Origin of the sequence: Paraburkholderia sp. RL17-383-BIF-A (assembly GCF_046028015.1) — a bacterium.
Lineage (GTDB): Bacteria > Pseudomonadota > Gammaproteobacteria > Burkholderiales > Burkholderiaceae > Paraburkholderia.
Genome location: NZ_JARESR010000013.1, coordinates 27,756 through 46,712 on the forward strand (window position 1 = coordinate 27,756; position 18,957 = coordinate 46,712).

Sequence of the window (18,957 nt, forward strand, 5' to 3'; positions counted from 1 at the left end):
CAGCGAGTGGCTGCAAAAGCGTACAGCGGCGAATGGCGTAGCGAGGTGCGCGAGCATAAAGGGGCGGGTGGCGGAAATCGCGTCAGTTTAACAAGCCGCGCGTACCGCTCATACCCGCTGCCGGCTCAGTACCCGTTGCAATTCCCGTGGATCGACAGGTTTGGTGAAGTGATGGTCGAAGCCCGCCTCCACGGCGGTTTGCTTGTCCTGTTGCTGGCCCCAACCCGTGACGGCGATCAGCAGGATGCCGGCGTCCTCGTGATCGCGGCGAATCCGCCGCGCCACTTCATAGCCGTTCAATCGCGGCAAGCCGATATCCAGAATCACCGCCTGCGGGGCAAAGGCGTCGATCAGTTCGAGACCGGCAATGCCGTCGCCGGCGGTGCGCACTTCGTGGCCTTCGAGTTCGAGCACCATCGCAAGGCTTTCGGCGGCGTCCGCGTTGTCGTCGACGACCAGCACGCGCAGGCCGGCCGTATGCGGCGCCTCGGGCGGCGCGCTGTCGGCCGGCAGCGAGGCGGCTTTCGTCAGCGGCAGCCGGATCACGAACTCGCTGCCGGTGCCGGGGCCGTCGCTGAAGGCCGCGACCGTGCCGCCGTGCAGTTCCGCGAGGCCGCGCACCAGTGCGAGACCAATGCCGAGCCCGCCTTGCGAGCGGTCCAAAGCCGGCGCGAGTTGCGAGAACATTTCGAACACGCTGTCCAGATGCTCGCGTGGAATGCCGATACCGGAATCGCGCACGACGATCACCGCTTCGTCGCCTTCACGCTCCGCTGCGAGCGAGATGCTGCCGCCAGGCGGCGTGTACTTGGCCGCGTTGTTCAGCAGATTCAGGATCATCTGCGAGAGGCGCGTGGGATCGGCGATCAGATAAAGCGGCTCGCGGGGCAGCGTCACGCTCAAATGATGGGATGAGGCCTGCACGGTCGGCCGCGCCGCTTCCATGGCCGATTGCATCGCGCGCGCCAGTTCGAGCCGTTGCTTGCGCAACTCCAGCTTGCCCTGGGTGATGCGCGAGACTTCCAGCAGGTCGTCGACCAGATGCGTCATGTGTTGCAGTTGCCGGTCGAACACGTCGCGCGACCAGTTCAGTTGCGGATCGGCGAACTCCTTCAAACGCAAAATCTCGAGGACGTTGCGCATGGGCGCAAGCGGATTGCGCAGTTCATGCGCGAGCGTGGCGAGGAATTCATCCTTGCGGCGATCGGCCTTGGAGAGTTCGAGATTCAGCCGCGTGAGCTGATGTTCCGCGCGCCGGCGCTCGGTAATGTCGCGATTGATGCTGACCGCGCCGTAGATGTCGCCACGCGCGTTCGCGAGCGGCTTGACCACGGTTTCGCAGACGCCGCGCGAACCGTCGCGCCGCACGAAGGGCAACTCGCCGCGCCACGTGCCTTCGGCGGCCAGCGCCGCCAGCGTTTCCCGGCGAATGTTCAAGGCATCTTCCGGCGGCAGGAAGAGCGCGACCGGCTTGCCGAGAATCTCGCGCATGCGATAACCGAGCATGCGCTCGCCGCCCACGTTGAAGTCGGTGATATTGCCGCGCAGATCGGTGATCACGATCGCGTCACTCAGGTGCTCGAAGATCGCGGCCTGGCGCAGCAGCACGGTCTGCGCTTCCTTGCGTTCGGTAATGTCGATGCCGAGGCCGTAGATCATCAGCGGCTCGCCGTGCCGGTCGTAGGCGGCGCGCCCGCGCCCTTCCATCCAGCACCAGTCGCCGCTCGCATGCAGGAAGCGGAATTCGGCGACGTAATCGTCGCCGGCTTCCACCGCATGGTCCACCGCCTCGTTCAGCGCGAGCAGATCGCCTGGATGAATCAGTTCGAAAAAGCCGCCGGGCGTATTGGCAAAACGTCCTTCGGCGTAGCCCGCGAGCGCTTCCAGTTCTCGGCTCCACCAGAACCTGCCGGACTTCGGCTCGTGCGACCACGCGCCCATGCGCGCGCCGCGCATGGCGAGACTCAGCACGTCGCGGCTTTCCTGCAACTCTTTTTGCGCGAGCTGATGCGCGGCCACGGAGGCCTCGGCGTTGCGCCGTGCGAGCAGCAACTCCTGCTCGTACTTATGGCGATCGGCGACGATCAGCACGGCCACTTCGAGGTAAGTCAGCTCGCCATGACGGCGGCGCACCGCGTTGAGCAGCATCGGCAGCATGTGGCCGTCGCGATGCATCATGTTCAGCTTGACCTCGGCCACCGAACCCTGCATTTGCAGGAGCGGCGCCCAATGCGTCTGATAGAACACCTTGCCGCCCGTGCTCAACAGATCCTGAATCTGTCGCGCGCCGGCAAGCTCGTGGGCCTCGTAGCCGAGCCAGCCGCAGAAGGTCGCGTTGACGCGCAGGATGCGGCCATTGTGGTCGGTGACGAGCAGGCCGCAGGCGGCGTGCTCAAACAGCGCATCGCCGGAGGGCAGCGGGTAGTCCGTGCTTTGCATCGCGTTACAGGCTCATCGGCCCGAGAAAGGCGCGCATGGCAGCCGCGCTCGCCTGAGGCGAACTCAGGTGCGGACAATGGCCGATGTTTTCGATCAGCTGCAGCGAACTGCCGGGCAGCATGCGGTGCATGTATTCGCCGACCTCGCGCGGCGCGATGATGTCGTCGCTACATTGCAGAATCAGCGTGGGCATGACGGCGCGCGGCAGGATGTCGCGATGGTCGGAGAGAAAGGTCACGCGCGCGAATTGCCGCGCAATCTCGGGATCCGCGCGGCAGAAGCTGTTGGTCAGTTCGACGCCGAGTTCCGGCTGCTCCGGCGCGCCCATGATGGCCGGCGCCACGGTACTCGACCAGCCGAGGTAGTTGCTCTCCAGCGTGCGCAGCAGGTCCTCGATATCTTCGCGAGAGAAGCCGCCCACGTAGTCGCCGTCGTTCACATAGCAGGGCGACGGGCTGACCATGATATGCGCGCGGAAGAGTTGCGGCGCCTGCAGGCTCGCGATGAGGCCGATCATTGCGCTCACGGAGTGGCCGACGAACACCACCGGAGCCTCGGCGACTTCGCGAATGATCTCGATCAGGTCGCTCGCGTATCCGTGCAGCGAGTCGTACTTGTCGATGTCGTACGCGGCGAGGTCGGACGAGCCACTGCCGACGTGGTCGAACAGCACGATCCGGTATTCGTCATGAAACGACGGCGCGAGATAGCGCCACATGCTCTGATCGCACCCGAAGCCGTGCGCCATCACCATGGTCCGTGTGCCGCGGCCGGAAATCTGTATGTTGTTGCGCTGGGTGATGCTCATGGTCTGTTCCCGAAGCCTGCCGGATGAAAGCGGCGATCACGCCAGGCGCGCCTCAGCCGGTATTCAGCAGAATGTTACCCGAGTCTTGCCCGAGTGTTGCCCGAGTGTTGCCGCGAAGCCGTGTATCGGTGTTGTCAGGCGTGGGCGGCATGTGGGACTCGGAGTGAGAGGTCTTGCGTCTGACGCAGCGACCATCGTTTGGTTCCGGCGCGCATGTGATCCGCGAGCGGTCAATCCCGTATGATGCAATCGGCATTGGCATTGGCATTGGCATTGGCACGGCGGAAAGTGGCGGGCAGACGCACGCCGCAGGCTTTCCATTCGCGTGTCCGTCAACCGGTCTCGATCTTCGGCTGCGGCGCCTCAGGTGACTCGGTTCCGAATCGTTCGTATTGCGAAATCACCTGTGCGCCGAATAGCAGTAGTGTTGCGAGCCACTCCAGGCTGAACAGGATCACGATCGCCATGGTCAGCGATCCATATACCACGCTGACTTGCGAGAGCGTGGCGAAATACCAGACCAGCACATGCCGGGTGATCTCCCACAGCGCGGCGGCCACTATGCCGCCGAACAGCGCATGTTTGAGCGAAGGGCGTCCAACCGGCATCACCATATAGATCGAAGTCAGCACGAAAATCTCGCCCGCGAGGCCGAGCAGATACAGCACGACGCGAGAGAGTCCTTGCAATGAAACGTGCAGCCCGAACAAATCGATGCCTTCGGCGCCGATCGCCTCGAGACCGCTCGACACGAAGGTGACGATCAGCAAGCCCACGCCGAGAAACAGGATGTAGCAATACGGCAGCATGGCCGAGAGCAGGAAGTGCCGTCGCCGCACCACTACGCGGTGAACGAAAATCAGCGACATGGCGTTCTCCAGAACGGTGAAGGCGAGCGAGCTGAAGAAGATCATGGTGAGCAGCAGCACCCAGCCGATCACCGCGCGATGCGCGAGAAAATTGGCCAGTTCGCGCACGAGCGCATTCGATTGACCCGGCACCAGCCATTGCAACAGATGCGCGAGCGCCGCCAGTAAAACATGTTGCGGCACGACGCGCGACAGGGCGATCACGATCAGGATCATCAGTGGCACGATCGACAGCAACGCGTAATACGCGACTGCGCCGGCGAGCAGCAAACCCTGGTTTGCACGAAACGCCTTCAAGGTTTGCAGCAGGAAAGTACCGGGATGTTTTGCCACATACAACGCGTGATCGTCGATGATGGTTTGCATGGGACCTCTCAGCGCGCGTTGCGAACTCTGCGGGCATGCAGACTTTGTCGACGCGCTTGCCTTGTCACTTAAGCAAGTATGCGGCCATACTGGATAACGCTGTCGTTCGGATGCGCCGACCCGGCAAAGTGCGCCGGGAATGCAGTTTGCTTGGCGGCTGTGGCGACGTTGCATCAACCTGCTTCAGGACCCCACTTGAACCTAGCCTCTGACCACGCGGACAGCGCGGACCTGGTGGTTGCGCGGCCCGAGGGACTGTACTGTCCACCCGGCGACTTTTATATCGACCCGTGGCGCCCTGTCGAACGCGCCGTGATCACGCATGCGCATTCCGATCACGCGCGCTTCGGGCATCGCCACTATCTTGCGTCGCGAGCCGGGGCGAACGTGCTGATGTCGCGTTTGCCCGGCATTTCGCTGCAAACCCTGGCTTATGGCGAGCGTCTCGATCTCAACGGCACAACCGTCTCGCTGCATCCCGCCGGGCACGTGCTGGGCTCGGCGCAAGTGCGGATCGAACACCGAGGGCGCGTTTGGGTCGCATCGGGCGACTACAAGCTCGACCCCGACCCGACTTGCGACGCTTTTGAACCGGTACGGTGCGACACCTTCATTACCGAGTCGACCTTCGGCCTGCCGATCTATCGATGGGACGCGCCGCAAACCGTATTCGATGGCATCGATTCGTGGTGGCGTCACAACGCTGCGGAAGGACGCGCGTCGGTCCTGTTCTGCTATTCGTTTGGCAAGGCGCAGCGCGTGCTGGCGAGCGTCGACGCGGGCATTGGTCCGATCTTCTGTCACGGCGCGGTCGAGCCGCTCAATCGCGCGTATCGGCAAGCCGGGGTCAGCTTGCCGCCGGTGCGTCCAGTCAGTGAGATACCGGTCAAGGACAAGGCCGTGTTCCGGCAAGCGTTGATCGTTGCGCCGCCGTCCGCGCAGGGCAGCGCGTGGCTCAAGCGCTTCGGCGACTACAGCGACGCGTTCGCTTCGGGATGGATGCGGTTGCGAGGCGCGCGCCGCAGGCGTGGTGTCGACCGCGGTTTCGTACTGTCGGACCACGCGGATTGGCCCAGCCTGCAAACGGCTATTCAGGCGACTGGCGCCGCACGCGTAATCGTGACCCACGGGTCCGTCGAGCCGATGGTGCGCTGGTTGCGGGAACAGGGCCTCGAAGCGGGCGCGTTTGAAACGCAGTACGGCGACGATACGGTCGAAGCGGACGCCGCGGGTGCGGATGAAACAGCCGCTACAGGTAACGTAAAACTTCCACTCGATCAGATGGGCGAGCAGGACGAGTCCGCCGATAACGCCGCCACGCTCGCTGATCCCGTCAACCCGGCGAGTAGCGCATGAAACGCTTCGCGGCCCTCTATACCGCGCTCGACGCGACCACCTCGACGCACGACAAACTCGAGGCGCTTACCAGTTACTTTGCCGTGGCCGAGCCGGAAGATGCGGCGTGGGCATCGTATTTCCTCGCTGGCGGTAAGCCGCGCCAATCGGTGCCCACGCGTCTTCTGAGCGAGATCGCCCGCGAGCGCGCCGGTCTGCCGGCATGGTTATTCGAGGAGTCGTATCACGCCGTGGGCGATCTGGCGGAGACCATCGCGCATATTCTGCCGCCCGCGCAGCGCACCTCCGAACTGGGTCTCACGCAATGGATCGAGCAGCGCATTCTGACGTTGCGTGGGGCGGCGCCGGAAGAGTTGCGCACGCGTTTGCTCAGCTATTGGGACGAACTCGATTGGGGTGGCCGCTTTCTGCTGACGAAACTGATTGGCGGCGGGTTTCGCGTCGGCGTGGCGCGGCAACTGGTGGTGAGGGCGCTTGCGGAAGTGGCGGGCGTTGATCATAAGCGGATTGCGCAACGCATGGTGGGTTGGACCGACTCGCAACAGAAGCCCGACGCCGCGCGCTATCTGCGTTTGATCGCACCCGAAGCAACGGGTGACGATGCACAAGCCGGCGAGCCCCAGCATGACAGCGATCTCGGGCTGCCGTATCCGTTCTTCCTGGCCCATCCGTTGCAGGCTGAGCCGGCCACGCTTGGCGATCCCTCGCAATGGCAGATCGAATGGAAATGGGACGGCATTCGCGCGCAGCTCGTCAAACGCGGCGGACGCGTCTGGCTGTGGTCACGCGGCGAAGATCTGATCACGGACCGGTTCCCCGAAGTCGCGGCGCTAGGTGAGGCCTTGCCAGACGGCTTCGTGATCGATGGGGAGATCCTCGCGTGGGAACCGGGCGCAAGCGCGCCATTGCCATTCGCGCGCTTGCAACCCCGTATTGCCCGCAAAACGCTGACGAAAAAAATCCTCGCCGATTCGCCCGCCACGCTTCTTGCTTACGATCTGCTCGAAGCGCACGGCAGGGATTTGCGCATGACGCCGCTTGCCGCGCGGCGAGTCCAACTGGATGCGCTCGCAACCGCCATGGAAGGCACGCTCGCGCGTGATCTGCTGCGCGTGTCGCCGCTCGTGCGCGCGCCAGACTGGCATGCGCTGGCGGCGTTGCGTGATGAGAGCCGCGCGCGTGGCGTGGAAGGTCTGATGGTCAAGGAGCGCGAGTCGATGTACGGAGTGGGCCGGACCAAGGCGTCCGGCACATGGTGGAAATGGAAAATCGATCCTTATGCAGTAGATGCCGTGCTGGTTTACGCACAGCGCGGACATGGCCGCCGGGCCAGTCTCTACACCGATTTCACATTCGCGATATGGGATGAAGCGGACGGTGTACGCACGCTCGTACCGTTCGCCAAGGCGTATTCCGGACTGACTGACGAAGAAATGCGCCAGGTGGATGCGATTGTGCGCAAGACCACGATCGAGAAATTCGGTCCTGTGCGCAGCGTGACGCCCACGCTGGTATTCGAAATCGGCTTCGAGGGCATTCAGGCGAGCCCGCGTCATAAATCCGGCGTGGCCGTGCGGTTTCCGCGCATGCTGCGCTGGCGCACCGACAAACATATCGACGACGCCGATACGCTCGCCATGCTTAAAGGCTTCATCGACGATCCCTCGGGATAAACCCGCTGAGTAGAAATCCCTAAAGCGTGCAAGTGGCAGCCGCCTCGTGCACGCGGCAAGCGCGGCCCGCACAGCCGTTGTGCGTCTGATCGACGCACAGGCGTCATCTACCGCGAAATTCGCGCTGTCTCCTGGTATTAAATCCATGAGCGGTGATTTATGGCGTGAGCTATGGTGGTGAAGTAAAGCGTATGCGGCGGCCGCCTGAGCGCCTCGCTACGCACACCGAAGCCTTCGTCGGGCGCACGATGGATTTTGTCCGTGCGTCGGGAGCGAATCTTGCGCGCGTGTTCCGAAGTGCCTGCGAGTAGCGCATGGAAGAATGCCAGGGAGAAGAGGGTGACGTTCGACGACCGTATGGATGAAAACGACGACGTTGTCGTGTGGAGGCCGATCCAGTACGCGATGGTCTCGCACCGGCGTGTGCTCGTGGTGGACGATTACCGTGAAGCGGCGGAGGCATTGCAGATGTTGCTCACCGCCGACGGCTTCGAGTGCCGCGCGCTCGAGGACCCGCTTGCGGTCTGCGAGATGGCGCGCGAATGGCAGCCATTCGCGGTGGTGCTCGACATCAAGATGCCGGGGCTCGACGGACTTGAGCTGGCTCGCCGCCTGCGCGCACACGCTTCGACTTCCCATATGCTGCTGGTGGCGTGTACCGCGTTTGCCTCGCGTGACGACCGGGCCCGCGCCAAAGCGGCCGGCTTCGACGCACATTGCGCCAAGCCGCTAACGCCCGAGCGTTTGTTGCGCGTACTGGAATCAGCCGCTGCACTGCACGAGGCCGGACGACCGTAAAGGCTGCGTGCGCTTTGAAAAAAATCCCATGCCATCGATCATGCTATTGCCGAAAGATTGAATCAGGAGCAGGGGATGCAGATCAAATTCTCCTTCCGGCATGACGAAGTTGTAGAAACCACGATAGAACGCGGGTCCACGGGTTGCTGATTGCGTTGCCATGCGGTGTGCATTCACACATCGCGCAATCTCATCGCAACCGGAGGTCCGTCATGAGCGACACGCAACGTCCTGCACCACCTTTCCCCAACCAGCAACAGACCCACACGCCAGGGCTCACCGCGCCGATGCAACCGCAACCCGACCACGGCGAGCGGTCCTATCGAGGCTCGGGACGTCTCGCGGGCAAAGCGGCGATAGTCACCGGCGGCGACAGCGGGATCGGCCGCGCCGTTGCCATCGCATTCGCGCGCGAAGGCGCCGACGTGCTCATTTCGTATCTGAACGAGGACGACGACGCGCGCGAGACCGCGCGTTGGGTCGAGGAGGCGGGCCGCAAAGCCGTCTTGCTGCCAGGTGACATCACGAAGCCCGCGCATTGCAATACGATCGTCGATCGGGCTATTGAGGCTTTTGGCCGGCTGGACATTCTTGTCAATAACGCCGCCTACCAGATGAGCTATCCGTCGCTCGATGCGATCAGCGACGAAGAGTGGGACAAGACCTTCGATACCAACATCGGCGCGATGTTCAGGATCACGCGGGCCGCGGTCAGACATATGAAACCCGGTGCCGCGATCATCAATACCACGTCGATCAACGCGGATCATCCTAATCCGGGGTTGATCGCGTATGCGACGACCAAGGGCGCGATTCAGAACTTCACGGGTGGCCTTGCGCAACTGCTGGCGGAGAAGGGCATTCGTGCCAACTGCGTGGCGCCCGGACCGATCTGGACGCCGCTGATTCCTTCGACCATGCCGCCGGAGAAGGTCGAGAAGTTCGGCGAACAGGTGCCGATGAAGCGGCCCGGTCAGCCCGCCGAACTTGCGGCGGCCTACGTGATGCTCGCCTCCGATGAAGCCAGCTATATCTCCGGCGCAACTATCGCGGTCACCGGCGGCTCGCCGATCATTTAGGTCGATTGAATTAATCCGGCAGCGCTGCGTTTCCTTTGTTCGACGATAGCTTCGTTCGCCAGCACGACGCAGACGCGGCGCGAGCGCGGACCGACGTGCCGCGGTGGCACGTCGCTTGCGCAACCCCGCTGTATCGCTTAGCGACCTATCGTCAGGAGAAGGAGAAACCCATGGATACCCCAATCGCGGACTCGGCGCTCGATCTCGCGCCGAGCGAAGTCGAGCGCGTGCCCGTCACGTTCGAAATCAACGGCAAAACCCGGCATTTCGAAGTGGAAGCATGGACCACGCTGCTCGATCTGCTGCGCGAACACTGTCATCTGAGCGGCACAAAAAAAGGCTGCGATCATGGGCAATGCGGCGCCTGCACGGCAATCGTCGATGGCCAGCGGATCAATACCTGTCTTGCGCTCGCGGCCGTGCGCGACGGCGCTTCGATCACGACGATCGAAGGCCTCGCCGATGGCGACACGCTGCATGTCATGCAGCAGGCGTTCATCGACCACGATGCGTTTCAATGCGGCTACTGCACGCCGGGGCAGATCTGCTCGGCCGTTGCCATGCTCGACGAGGGCCACGTGAAGTGTGCCGACGACGTGCGCGAATTGATGAGCGGCAACCTGTGCCGCTGCGGCGCTTACACGAATATCGTCGCGGCGATTCTCGACGCCGCTGACTTGCCGAACAAGCAGCGCACCGGCGAGGGAGCGCACTCATGAACCGCTTTTCTTATACCCGCGCGAGCGCGGTGCCTCAGGCAATCGATCAGCATCGCGCCGATGCGACGGCGGCGTTCATTGCGGGCGGCACGAACCTGGTCGACTTGCTGCGCGAAGACGTGACGCATCCTGCGGTGCTGGTCGATATCAACCGTTTGCCGCTCAGGCAGATCGAGACGACGGAATCAGGCGGACTCAAGATTGGAGCATTGGTAACCAACAGCGCGGTTGCGTACGACCGCGCGGTGGCCGCGCGCTATCCGCTGCTGGCCAAAGCCATTCTGGCCGGTGCGTCCGCGCAGATCCGCAATGTGGCGACAGTCGGCGGCAATCTGCTGCAACGCACGCGCTGCCATTATTTCTACGACGCCGGCACACCCTGCAACAAACGCGAACCGGGAACGGGCTGCCCGGCGCTGGAAGGCGTGAACCGTATTCATGCCATTCTCGGCGCAAGCGATCAGTGCATCGCCGTGCATCCGTCGGACATGTGTGTGGCGCTTGCAGCGCTCGATGCCAGCGTGCATCTCGCCGGTAAGGACGGTACGCGTACGTTGCCATTTGCAGACTTTCATCGCCTTCCCGGCGACACGCCGAACATCGATTCGAATCTGCGCGACGATGAATTGATCACGGCGATCGAGTTGCCGAAGCAGGGCTTCGCCACCCATTACGCTTACGTGAAAGTGCGCGACCGGGCCTCGTATGCGTTCGCGTTGGTGTCCGCTGCAGTGGGTGTGGAACTCGACGGCGACACGATCGTGAACGCGCACTGCGCGCTCGGCGGCGTGGCGCACAAACCGTGGCGCGATACCGTTGCGGAAGGGGGCTTGCGCGGCAAGCGCCTCGATGCCGCCACCGTGCGCGATTTCGCCACCATGCTATTACGCGGCGCCCACGGCTATCGGGATAACACGTTCAAGATCGAACTGGCGGCACGCGTCGTCGTGCGCGCGTTCGAATTGGCGACGCAACGTTCGTTTGAGGAGACCGCACCATGAACCGCGTCGAATCATTGCCGGCCGCACGGGCGACCGGGGTGCCGCACAACCGCGTGGACGGGAGATTGAAAGTCACCGGCGCGGCGCACTATGCCGCTGATTTCACGGCTGAAGGTCTCACTTATGGTTTCGTCGTGTCGAGCACCATTGCGACAGGCCGTATCGTGTCGATCGATTCATCCGCCGCGTTGGCGTTGCCGGGCGTGCTGTTGGTGCTGACTCATCAGAATCGCCCGGCATTGCCGTTCGAAGACAAAGCGTACAAGGATAGGGTCGCGCCAGGCGGCAGTCCGTTCAGGCCGCTATGGGACGATCGCGTCTGGTACAGCGGACAACCTGTCGCTCTGGTCATTGCCGGATCGCTGGAACTGGCGCGCTATGCGGCGTCGCTCGTGAAAGTCCGTTATGAAGCCACGCCGCATCAAACCGACTTGAGCGAAGCAGTGATGAGCGCTGTTCCGCCTTCGACTGAAAAAGGCGGCTTCGAACCACCGCCGCCGGCTCGCGGCGACGCGGACACGGCGCTGGCGAGCGCCGTCGCGCGCGTGGATACCTTCTACAGCACGCCCGCGGAATATCACAATCCGATGGAAATGCATGGATGCACCGTGGTGCCGGACGCGCAAGGGCGCCTGACCGTGTATGAAAAGACTCAAGGCGTCGGCAATACCAAGTCGTATCTCACCAATCTGTTTGGCCTGAAAGACGACGAGGTGCAGGTGATCGCGCCGTTCGTCGGCGGTGCTTTCGGCTCGGGGCTGAGGCCGCACTATCATCTTGCGCTCGCGGTCATGGCCGCGCGCGAACTGAAGCGGCCTGTCCGGCTCACGTTGACACGTCAGCAGATGTTCACGTTTGCCCACCGCCCGCAATCCATCCAGCGTGTCGCACTCGGTGCGGGCGCCGACGGCAGATTGCAGTCGGTGATTCACGAAGCGGTGTCGGAGACCTCGCAATACGAAGACTACTGCGACGTAGTCGTCAATTGGGCCGGGCAACTGTATCAGTGCGACAACGTCACGATGGGCTACAAGGTCGCGCGAATCGATGTGCCGACGCCAGCGGACACGCGCGCGCCAGGCGCGGCACAAGGGCTTTTCCCGTTGGAAATGGCCATGGACGAACTGGCCGAAGCCTTGCAGATGGATCCACTCGATCTGCGTTTGCTCAATTACGCCGAGCGTGACGCCAACAAGAACTTGCCTTTTTCCAGTAAAGCATTGCGCGAGTGCTTTCGCGAAGGCGCGGCGCGCTTCGGCTGGGACAAACGGCCGCTTGCGCCGCGAGCCCGGCGCGAAGGTCATGAACTGATCGGCTGGGGCATGGCGGCTGGGGTGTGGGACGCCATGCAGAACGAGGCGTCCGCGCGCGCGGTGATGACGCGCGACGGCCAGGTGAAAGTCTCGAGTTCGACCGCGGATATCGGCACCGGCACCTACACGGTGATGTGCCAGATCGCCGCGGATGCGCTCGGCGTTTCGATTCACGACGTCCAATTCGAACTCGGCGACACACGCTTGCCGAAGGCGCCGATTGAAGGCGGCTCGTGGACGGTGTCGTCAGTGGGCAGCGCGGTGGATGTCGCCTGCAAGCGCCTGCACAACCGCCTCGTCGAACTCGCGCGGCAACATGGCGGCGCACGTTTCTCGAGCGTTGCACGCGAAGACATCCGCCGCGTGGGTGAGCGTCTCGTTTGCGGCACCGGTGCAGACGATGCGATCACTATCGACGCGCTGTTTATCCGCGCGGGCGTCGACGAACTCGACGAGCAGGCCAGCGTGCAACCGCATGAAAAGCAAAAGGCGTATTCGATGGGCACGCATTCCGCCGTATTTGCCGAAGTGCGCGTGGACGAAACGCTCGGCACGGTGCGGGTGTCGCGCGTGGTCAGCGCGATCGCCGCGGGGCGAATGATGAATCCGAAGACGGCGGCCAACCAGATTGCCGGTGGCGTGGTGTGGGGCATCAGCATGGCGCTGCACGAGCATGGTCAGTTCGACCATACACTCGGGCGGCAAATGAATCACAACTTCTCCGAATACCATGTGCCGGTCAATGCCGACATCCACGACATTGACGTGTTGTTCGTTGAAGAACACGACGATATCGTCAATCCGTTGGGGGCGAAAGGCGTGGGAGAAATCGGCGTTGTGGGTGTGGCCGCCGCGGTGAGCAATGCGGTCTGGCACGCAACCGGCAAGCGGGTGAGGGCGCTGCCGATTACGCTGGATAAGCTGTTAGGAGGCTGACGCGCGCGAGGCGCAGAAGTCTTCGCCAGACGGCTCGCGCCCTCGCGTGGGCTCCGGCGAGGGGCGGCAACCTTCACCGTCCCCCGCCGGGCGCGCCGACTCGTCAATAGCCGCGACGCTGCGGCAAATGCCTGAAGCTCAATCCGGCGCGTACTTGAATTCAGGCAGCGTTTCAAGCGACTTTTTCGTGGCTTCCGGCAGCACTACACGACGGTTGTTGATCTGCAAATCGTTGAACGGAACGGCGACGAGATGTTTGCCCATGCCCAGAAAGCCGCCTACCGACAGGATTGCGTATGTGCCGCGATCTCCGCTCGGCGACACGATCAGGTCGTCCAGGGTGCCGATCGTGTCTTTGTTCTTGTTATAGACATCGGCGCCGCTTAGCTTGGAGGCACGATAGCCGCTGGCAAGCTGGACCACATCCGTGCGCTTTTCCGTGATCGCTTGCGGCGCGCCTTGAGCGTAGGCGTTGCCATATGACGCGAATGTGGCGAGCAGCAATGCTGTGGCGGCGAGCGGTTTGAGTAGTGTTTTCTTCATGACGAACTTCTCCCTGATATGGTCTGGCGCTTTGCGGTGCACTGCGGTGAGCGCCATGTCGGCTTCGATTGTGCGAGCCTGCCCTGATAGCTGCAAAATTTGTGCCGCACAGGCTCGTTCCCGTTGCGATCGTGTCAGGTCCGTAATTTGCTATTTCAGCGGGCTTGCTGTTCACTGCTTAAAACATGCGCGTCAGCGCCTCTTGCTTCCACAGGAACCCCTATGTCATCCCAAGCCAACTACTCGACGCGTATCGCGGAAGGCACGCCTTTTCCGCTCGGCGCGACATGGAACGGAAGCGGCGTCAACTTTGCGCTGTTCTCGGCGCACGCCACCAAGGTTGAACTTTGCCTGTTCGATGAAACCGGCGAAAACGAAATCGAACGCATCGAATTGCCGGAATACACCGACGAGGTCTGGCATGTCTTCGTGCCGAATCTCAAACCGGGCGCCGTCTACGGCTATCGCGTGCATGGTCCTTATGAACCCGAGAAGGGACATCGTTTCAATCCGAACAAACTTCTGCTTGATCCGTATGCGAAAGCACACATTGGCGAGTTGAAGTGGGCGCCGGAAATCTTCGGCTATACGCTGGATTCCGAAGAAGGCGATCTCTCTTTCGATGAGCGCGACAGCGCGCCCTTCGTGCCGAAGTGCAAGGTGGTCGACGCCAACTTCTCGTGGAGTCATCCCGAGCGCAATGCGTTGCCGTGGGAACGCGTGATTTTTTACGAAGCCCATGTGCGCGGATTTACCAAACGGCATCCCGAAGTACCCGAAAATCTGCGCGGCACGTTCGCCGGACTTGGGCAACAGGTCGTGCTGGACTACATCCGGAGTCTCGGCGTGACATCGGTCGAATTGATGCCGGTGCAGACTTTTGTCAACGACAGTTATCTGCTCGACAAGGACCTGACCAACTACTGGGGCTACAACACCATCGGCTTCTTCGCGGCCGATCCGCGTTTCTTCGCGTCGTCAATCGATTCGGTGGGCGAGTTCAAGGAAATGGTGGACCGCTTTCACAACAACAATCTCGAAGTCATTCTCGACGTGGTGTACAACCACACGGCCGAAGGCAACGAGCGTGGGCCGACGATCTCTTTCAAGGGAATCGACAACGCGTCGTACTATCGGTTGATGCCTGATGAGCCGCGCTATTACATCAACGACACCGGCACCGGCAACACGCTGAACCTGTCGCATCCGCGCGTGCTGCAAATGGTGACCGACAGCCTGCGCTACTGGGTGACGGAAATGAAGGTGGACGGTTTCCGTTTCGACCTCGCCACGATTCTCGGCCGTGAACTGCATGGTTTCGACGAAGGCGGCGGTTTCCTCGACAGTTGCCGGCAGGACCCGGTGCTGTCGAGCGTGCGGCTCGTGGCCGAGCCGTGGGATTGCGGCCCTGGCGGCTATCAGGTCGGCGGCTTTCCGCCCGGCTGGGCCGAGTGGAACGACCGCTTTCGTGACACCGTGCGTGAATACTGGAAAGGCGACGAGGGGAAGGTCCCCGATCTCGCTACGCGTCTCACCGGTTCCGGCGACAAGTTCAACCATCGCGGCCGCCGCCCGTGGGCGAGCGTAAACTTCATTGCCGCGCACGACGGCTTCACGCTCAACGATCTCGTCTCATACAACGACAAACACAATGAGGCCAACGGCGAGGACAACAAGGACGGCCACTCGGATAACAAGTCCTGGAACATGGGCGTGGAAGGTCCGACCGACGACCCGGAGATTCGTCAACAACGCGAGCGCCAGAAACGCAATCTGCTGGCCACGCTGCTGCTCTCGCAAGGCACGCCGATGATTCTTGCCGGCGATGAATTCGGCCGCACGCAGAAGGGCAACAATAATGCCTACTGTCAGGACAACGAGATCAGCTGGGTTGATTGGGAAGCGATCGACGACGACGGCCGTGCGCTGACCGAGTTCGTCAAGAATCTGACCACGCTGCGGCACCGTCTGCCGGTTTTGCGGCGCGGTCGCTTTCTCACCGGTGAATACAATGAGGCTCTGGAGGTCACGGACGCGCGCTGGCTTTCGCCCGACGGCACCGATCTTTCGCAGGAGCAGTGGGACGATCCGTCCATGCGCTGTTTTGGCCTTGTAATCGACGGCCGCGCGCAGGCGAGCGGGATTCGCCGGCCGGCGTCGGACGCGACTTTGCTACTGGTGCTGAACGCGCATCACGATGTCGTCAATTTCACGCTGCCGGACATTCCCGAGGGCGATCGGTGGACTTGCCTGCTCGACACCAACATGCCGGTGCGCGCGGAATTGCCTCATTTCGCCGCCGGCGACGCGTATCAGGTGACCGGCCGCTCGCTGCTGCTGCTTGCGCTCGAAGCGCCGAGCCGCGCCACACAGCGTGTATTCGATCGCCTGGAAGAGCAACTCACCACCGACGAAACCGAACCCCCTGCACAGGATTGACGAACCGTTACGAAGGCCTCCAACGGGCTGGCGCCGGCGGGTATAGCGCTTGCTCGTTTCCCGATGACTGCGCGCCCGCTGCCTTCAGCGGCGGGCGCGCAAGTCAGCCGATACCGGCCTTCGTCAGCTCTAACTGAGGGTGATCAAATGGAACAGGAACAAACCTCTCAAGAGGAACAGATTCGCACGCGCGCTTACTACCTGTGGGAACAGTCAGGTGATCAGAAGGGCACGCCTGACGAGTATTGGGAGCAGGCACGCGCTGAAATAGAAAAAGAGGCGCCGCCGACGGAAAGTGGTCCCGTGGGTGAGAAGCCTGCGAATTAGATGCGCTGTCAGGCAGATATCGAGCGAGCACGGCATTGAAGAAAAGGTGGCCAGACGGTTGGCCGCAAAGTGAAGTGCAGCTACGAGTTGCATTGTCGACGCCCGCGCGGCCCGCTGCCGCGATGCCGTCGGCGTGCGCAACCTGGATGAGCTGCCACGCCTGACGAGAACGGGAACGTAACGGAGCCGAACAGAGCATTCGCCAATGAAGGACATTCCCGACCCGCGTGGCGTGAGGCCTGCCGCCCGCATTCAGGCGCCACCCGCTGCCTTCGGCCTTGACAGCCTGATTGCGCTTGCCGTGGGCGTGACGGTGGTCGCGTGCCTGTACTTTGCGAGCGCGGTGCTGATTCCAATCACGCTCGCGATCCTGCTCAGCTTCCTCGTCGCCCCGTTGGCAGACGCGCTGACGCGATTGCGGCTCGGCCATGTGGCGTCCGTATTCGCCGCAGTGGTGATTTCGGTGTCGCTGATCGGTTTGCTCGGCGCGGTGATCGCCACCCAACTCACCGATCTTGCAGCCGGCATGCCGCGCTATCAGGCGACCGTCGAGCACAAGATGGAAACCGCGCACAATCTGACCATCGGCAAACTGAACCGTTTCGCCAGCGCGGCCGGTCAGGCCCTGCAGCGCGCGACGATCGAACCGCCGCAACCGGCGCCGCAGCGCAATGCCGCTTCGTCCGGCGCTGCCCAATCGACTGCCAATGTTCCCGCCGCGGTCCCGGTCGAGGTGCGCGAACCGGTGCCGACACCGTTCGAACTCGCGCGGCGCGTGCTGTCGCCGGCCATCAGCCCGCTCGAAACGGCGTTTATCGTGTTCGTCGTGATGGTGGTGATCCTTCTGCAACGCGATGACCTGCGCGACCGTGCGATTCGCCTGTTCGGCTCGCGCGATCTGCACCGCACCACCACGGTAATGGACGAAGCCGCGCGGCGGCTAAGCCGTTATTTCGTTTCGCAACTCGGGCTGAATGCGGGAGTTGGCGTCGTCATCGGCACGGGGCTGTTTCTGATCGGCGTACCGAGTCCGATTCTGTGGGGCATTCTCGCGGCGTTGTTGCGGCTCGTGCCCTATGTCGGCATCTGGATTTCAGCGACGCTCGCCACCGCGCTCGCCGCCGCCGTCAGTCCGGGTTGGGCGATGGCGATCTGGTCGCTGGCCCTGTTCGTCACCGTGGAATTGCTGGTGGGACAGATCGTCGAGCCGCTGCTGTACGGCCGCAGCACGGGACTCTCGCCGTTTTCGGTGGTGGTCGCCGCGATTTTCTGGAGCTGGATCTGGGGGCCGATAGGGCTGATTCTGTCGACACCGTTGACGCTGTGTCTGCTCGTGCTCGGCCGGCATGTGCGCAGGCTGGAGTTTCTCGACGTGTTGCTCGGCGACCAGCCCGCGCTGACGCCCATCGAAAACTTCTACCAGCGAGCGCTCGCGGGTGATCCCGACGAAGCGATCGAGCAGGCCGAGGCCTTGTTGCGCGAACGTTCATTGTCGGCGTACTACGACGAGGTCGCGATCAAAGGTTTGCAGCTCGCGGCGAACGACGTGGTGCGCGGCAGCGTGACGGCCGCGCAGCTTGCGCGAATCGAGGCGACCACGAACGATCTCGTGGATGGCCTCGACAGCTATGAGGATCGCGAGCCGGCTACAACGCCGGTCGCGGAAGAAAACTGGAGCGCGGCGGGGCCGATCGCGCCTTCGGATTCGGACGCTGCACAAGCTGAAGCTGCAAGCAAGCGTATCGCTTCTTCCCCGCATGTAGACGCCGGCACGCCGAACCAGCCGCCGCTAGCCGCCAGCAATCGTGTGCTGTGCATTCCCGGACGCGGCCCGCTCGACCCGTTGGCGACGACGATCCTGTTGCAGTTGCTGGCCAAGCACGGGTTCACGTCACGGGCGCTGCCGCACGATGCCGCGTCGCGAGCATCGATCGATAGTCTCGATGCGGACGATGTCGGCATTGTCTGCATTCTCTATCTGCAGATCGACGGTATTCCGTCACATTTGCGCTATCTGGTCAGGCGCATTCGTGCGCGTCTGCCGAACGTGTCGATTGTCGTCGGGCTGTGGGCGCCGCAGGATACGGAGAAATGGAGCGCGGATCTGCAAACCGCGATGGGCGCGGAGTGTTACGCCACGTCACTGCAGGAAGTTCTGGCGGCCTGCAAGCGCGTCGAGATGGACCGGTCCCATGTAGAAGAAACATTGCCTGTGGTGGTCAACGGTTAGTACGGGGAGTACGGGGCCGATTGGCCAACGCGTCATTCCCTTGCGATAACTGTCCCCCATC

At 62.6% G+C, this 18,957-nt stretch carries 14 protein-coding genes; 10 read left to right on the forward strand and 4 right to left on the reverse strand.

Features of this window, described 5'->3' with window-relative positions; genetic code table 11:
* Positions 1 to 108 precede the first annotated feature (108 nt).
* The 3 genes from P0D71_RS16915 to P0D71_RS16925 form a co-directional block, all read right to left on the reverse strand.
* Entirely contained in the window at positions 109 to 2,439 is a 2,331-nt protein-coding gene (locus tag P0D71_RS16915; RefSeq protein ID WP_408481124.1) for a PAS domain S-box protein, read from the reverse strand.
* A gap of 4 nt (positions 2,440 to 2,443) precedes the next feature.
* Positions 2,444 to 3,247, reverse strand: a complete 804-nt coding sequence (locus tag P0D71_RS16920; protein WP_408481126.1) for an alpha/beta fold hydrolase — start codon at positions 3,245 to 3,247, stop codon at positions 2,444 to 2,446.
* 332 nt (positions 3,248 to 3,579) lie between these two features.
* Positions 3,580 to 4,482, reverse strand: coding sequence for a YihY/virulence factor BrkB family protein (locus tag P0D71_RS16925; protein ID WP_408183946.1), 903 nt, complete (start codon positions 4,480 to 4,482; stop codon positions 3,580 to 3,582).
* Positions 4,483 to 4,677: 195 nt separating this feature from the next.
* On the opposite strand from P0D71_RS16925, the gene P0D71_RS16930 reads away from it, so the two are divergent.
* The 7 genes from P0D71_RS16930 to P0D71_RS16960 all read left to right on the forward strand — a co-directional run bounded on the left by P0D71_RS16930 (position 4,678) and on the right by P0D71_RS16960 (position 13,357).
* Positions 4,678 to 5,838, forward strand: coding sequence for a ligase-associated DNA damage response exonuclease (locus tag P0D71_RS16930; protein WP_408297712.1), 1,161 nt, complete (start codon positions 4,678 to 4,680; stop codon positions 5,836 to 5,838).
* Positions 5,835 to 7,511 (forward strand): ATP-dependent DNA ligase, encoded by a 1,677-nt coding sequence (locus P0D71_RS16935; RefSeq protein ID WP_408481127.1) that lies wholly within the window; start codon positions 5,835 to 5,837, stop codon positions 7,509 to 7,511. Before P0D71_RS16930 ends, P0D71_RS16935 begins: the two co-directional genes overlap by 4 nt.
* Before the next feature lie 339 nt (positions 7,512 to 7,850).
* Positions 7,851 to 8,309, forward strand: a complete 459-nt coding sequence (locus P0D71_RS16940) for a response regulator (protein ID WP_408481128.1) — start codon at positions 7,851 to 7,853, stop codon at positions 8,307 to 8,309.
* Positions 8,310 to 8,521: 212 nt separating this feature from the next.
* Positions 8,522 to 9,388 carry an SDR family oxidoreductase gene (locus P0D71_RS16945; protein WP_408481129.1) on the forward strand — a complete coding sequence of 289 codons (867 nt, stop codon included), beginning with the start codon at positions 8,522 to 8,524 and terminating at the stop codon, positions 9,386 to 9,388.
* A 170-nt stretch (positions 9,389 to 9,558) separates the two neighbouring features.
* Complete coding sequence (locus P0D71_RS16950) at positions 9,559 to 10,107, forward strand: (2Fe-2S)-binding protein (RefSeq protein ID WP_091808280.1); 549 nt, start codon at positions 9,559 to 9,561, stop codon at positions 10,105 to 10,107.
* Positions 10,104 to 11,108 carry an FAD binding domain-containing protein gene (locus P0D71_RS16955; protein WP_408481131.1) on the forward strand — a complete coding sequence of 335 codons (1,005 nt, stop codon included), beginning with the start codon at positions 10,104 to 10,106 and terminating at the stop codon, positions 11,106 to 11,108. Before P0D71_RS16950 ends, P0D71_RS16955 begins: the two co-directional genes overlap by 4 nt.
* Positions 11,105 to 13,357, forward strand: coding sequence for a xanthine dehydrogenase family protein molybdopterin-binding subunit (locus P0D71_RS16960; protein ID WP_408481133.1), 2,253 nt, complete (start codon positions 11,105 to 11,107; stop codon positions 13,355 to 13,357). The genes P0D71_RS16955 and P0D71_RS16960 overlap by 4 nt, the downstream gene beginning before the upstream one ends.
* 138 nt (positions 13,358 to 13,495) lie before the next feature.
* Here P0D71_RS16960 and P0D71_RS16965 read toward each other — a convergent pair whose 3' ends face one another.
* Positions 13,496 to 13,900 carry a PRC-barrel domain-containing protein gene (locus tag P0D71_RS16965; protein WP_091809299.1) on the reverse strand — a complete coding sequence of 135 codons (405 nt, stop codon included), beginning with the start codon at positions 13,898 to 13,900 and terminating at the stop codon, positions 13,496 to 13,498.
* A 222-nt stretch (positions 13,901 to 14,122) separates the two neighbouring features.
* On the opposite strand from P0D71_RS16965, the gene glgX reads away from it, so the two are divergent.
* From glgX to P0D71_RS16980, 3 genes are all read left to right on the forward strand, one after another.
* Positions 14,123 to 16,339 (forward strand): glycogen debranching protein GlgX, encoded by a 2,217-nt coding sequence (gene glgX, locus P0D71_RS16970; protein ID WP_408481135.1) that lies wholly within the window; start codon positions 14,123 to 14,125, stop codon positions 16,337 to 16,339.
* A 147-nt stretch (positions 16,340 to 16,486) separates the two neighbouring features.
* Positions 16,487 to 16,666, forward strand: coding sequence for a DUF2934 domain-containing protein (locus P0D71_RS16975; protein WP_091808289.1), 180 nt, complete (start codon positions 16,487 to 16,489; stop codon positions 16,664 to 16,666).
* A gap of 205 nt (positions 16,667 to 16,871) precedes the next feature.
* A complete protein-coding gene (locus P0D71_RS16980) occupies positions 16,872 to 18,896 on the forward strand; it encodes an AI-2E family transporter (RefSeq protein ID WP_408481137.1) in 2,025 nt (674 codons plus the stop codon).
* The last annotated feature ends 61 nt before the right edge of the window (positions 18,897 to 18,957 follow it).

Bases quoted from the DNA above. Each gene is read 5' to 3' on its own strand.
- P0D71_RS16920 (WP_408481126.1), bottom strand. From the start codon at position 3,247: ATGAGCATCACCCAGCGCAACAACATACAGATTTCCGGCCGCGGCACA.
- P0D71_RS16975 (WP_091808289.1), top strand. From the start codon at position 16,487: ATGGAACAGGAACAAACCTCTCAAGAGGAACAGATTCGCACGCGCGCT.
- P0D71_RS16915 (WP_408481124.1), bottom strand. From the start codon at position 2,439: ATGCAAAGCACGGACTACCCGCTGCCCTCCGGCGATGCGCTGTTTGAG.
- P0D71_RS16925 (WP_408183946.1), bottom strand. From the start codon at position 4,482: ATGCAAACCATCATCGACGATCACGCGTTGTATGTGGCAAAACATCCC.
- P0D71_RS16950 (WP_091808280.1), top strand. From the start codon at position 9,559: ATGGATACCCCAATCGCGGACTCGGCGCTCGATCTCGCGCCGAGCGAA.
- P0D71_RS16980 (WP_408481137.1), top strand. From the start codon at position 16,872: ATGAAGGACATTCCCGACCCGCGTGGCGTGAGGCCTGCCGCCCGCATT.
- P0D71_RS16945 (WP_408481129.1), top strand. From the start codon at position 8,522: ATGAGCGACACGCAACGTCCTGCACCACCTTTCCCCAACCAGCAACAG.
- P0D71_RS16935 (WP_408481127.1), top strand. From the start codon at position 5,835: ATGAAACGCTTCGCGGCCCTCTATACCGCGCTCGACGCGACCACCTCG.
- glgX (WP_408481135.1), top strand. From the start codon at position 14,123: ATGTCATCCCAAGCCAACTACTCGACGCGTATCGCGGAAGGCACGCCT.
- P0D71_RS16955 (WP_408481131.1), top strand. From the start codon at position 10,104: ATGAACCGCTTTTCTTATACCCGCGCGAGCGCGGTGCCTCAGGCAATC.
- P0D71_RS16965 (WP_091809299.1), bottom strand. From the start codon at position 13,900: ATGAAGAAAACACTACTCAAACCGCTCGCCGCCACAGCATTGCTGCTC.
- P0D71_RS16960 (WP_408481133.1), top strand. From the start codon at position 11,105: ATGAACCGCGTCGAATCATTGCCGGCCGCACGGGCGACCGGGGTGCCG.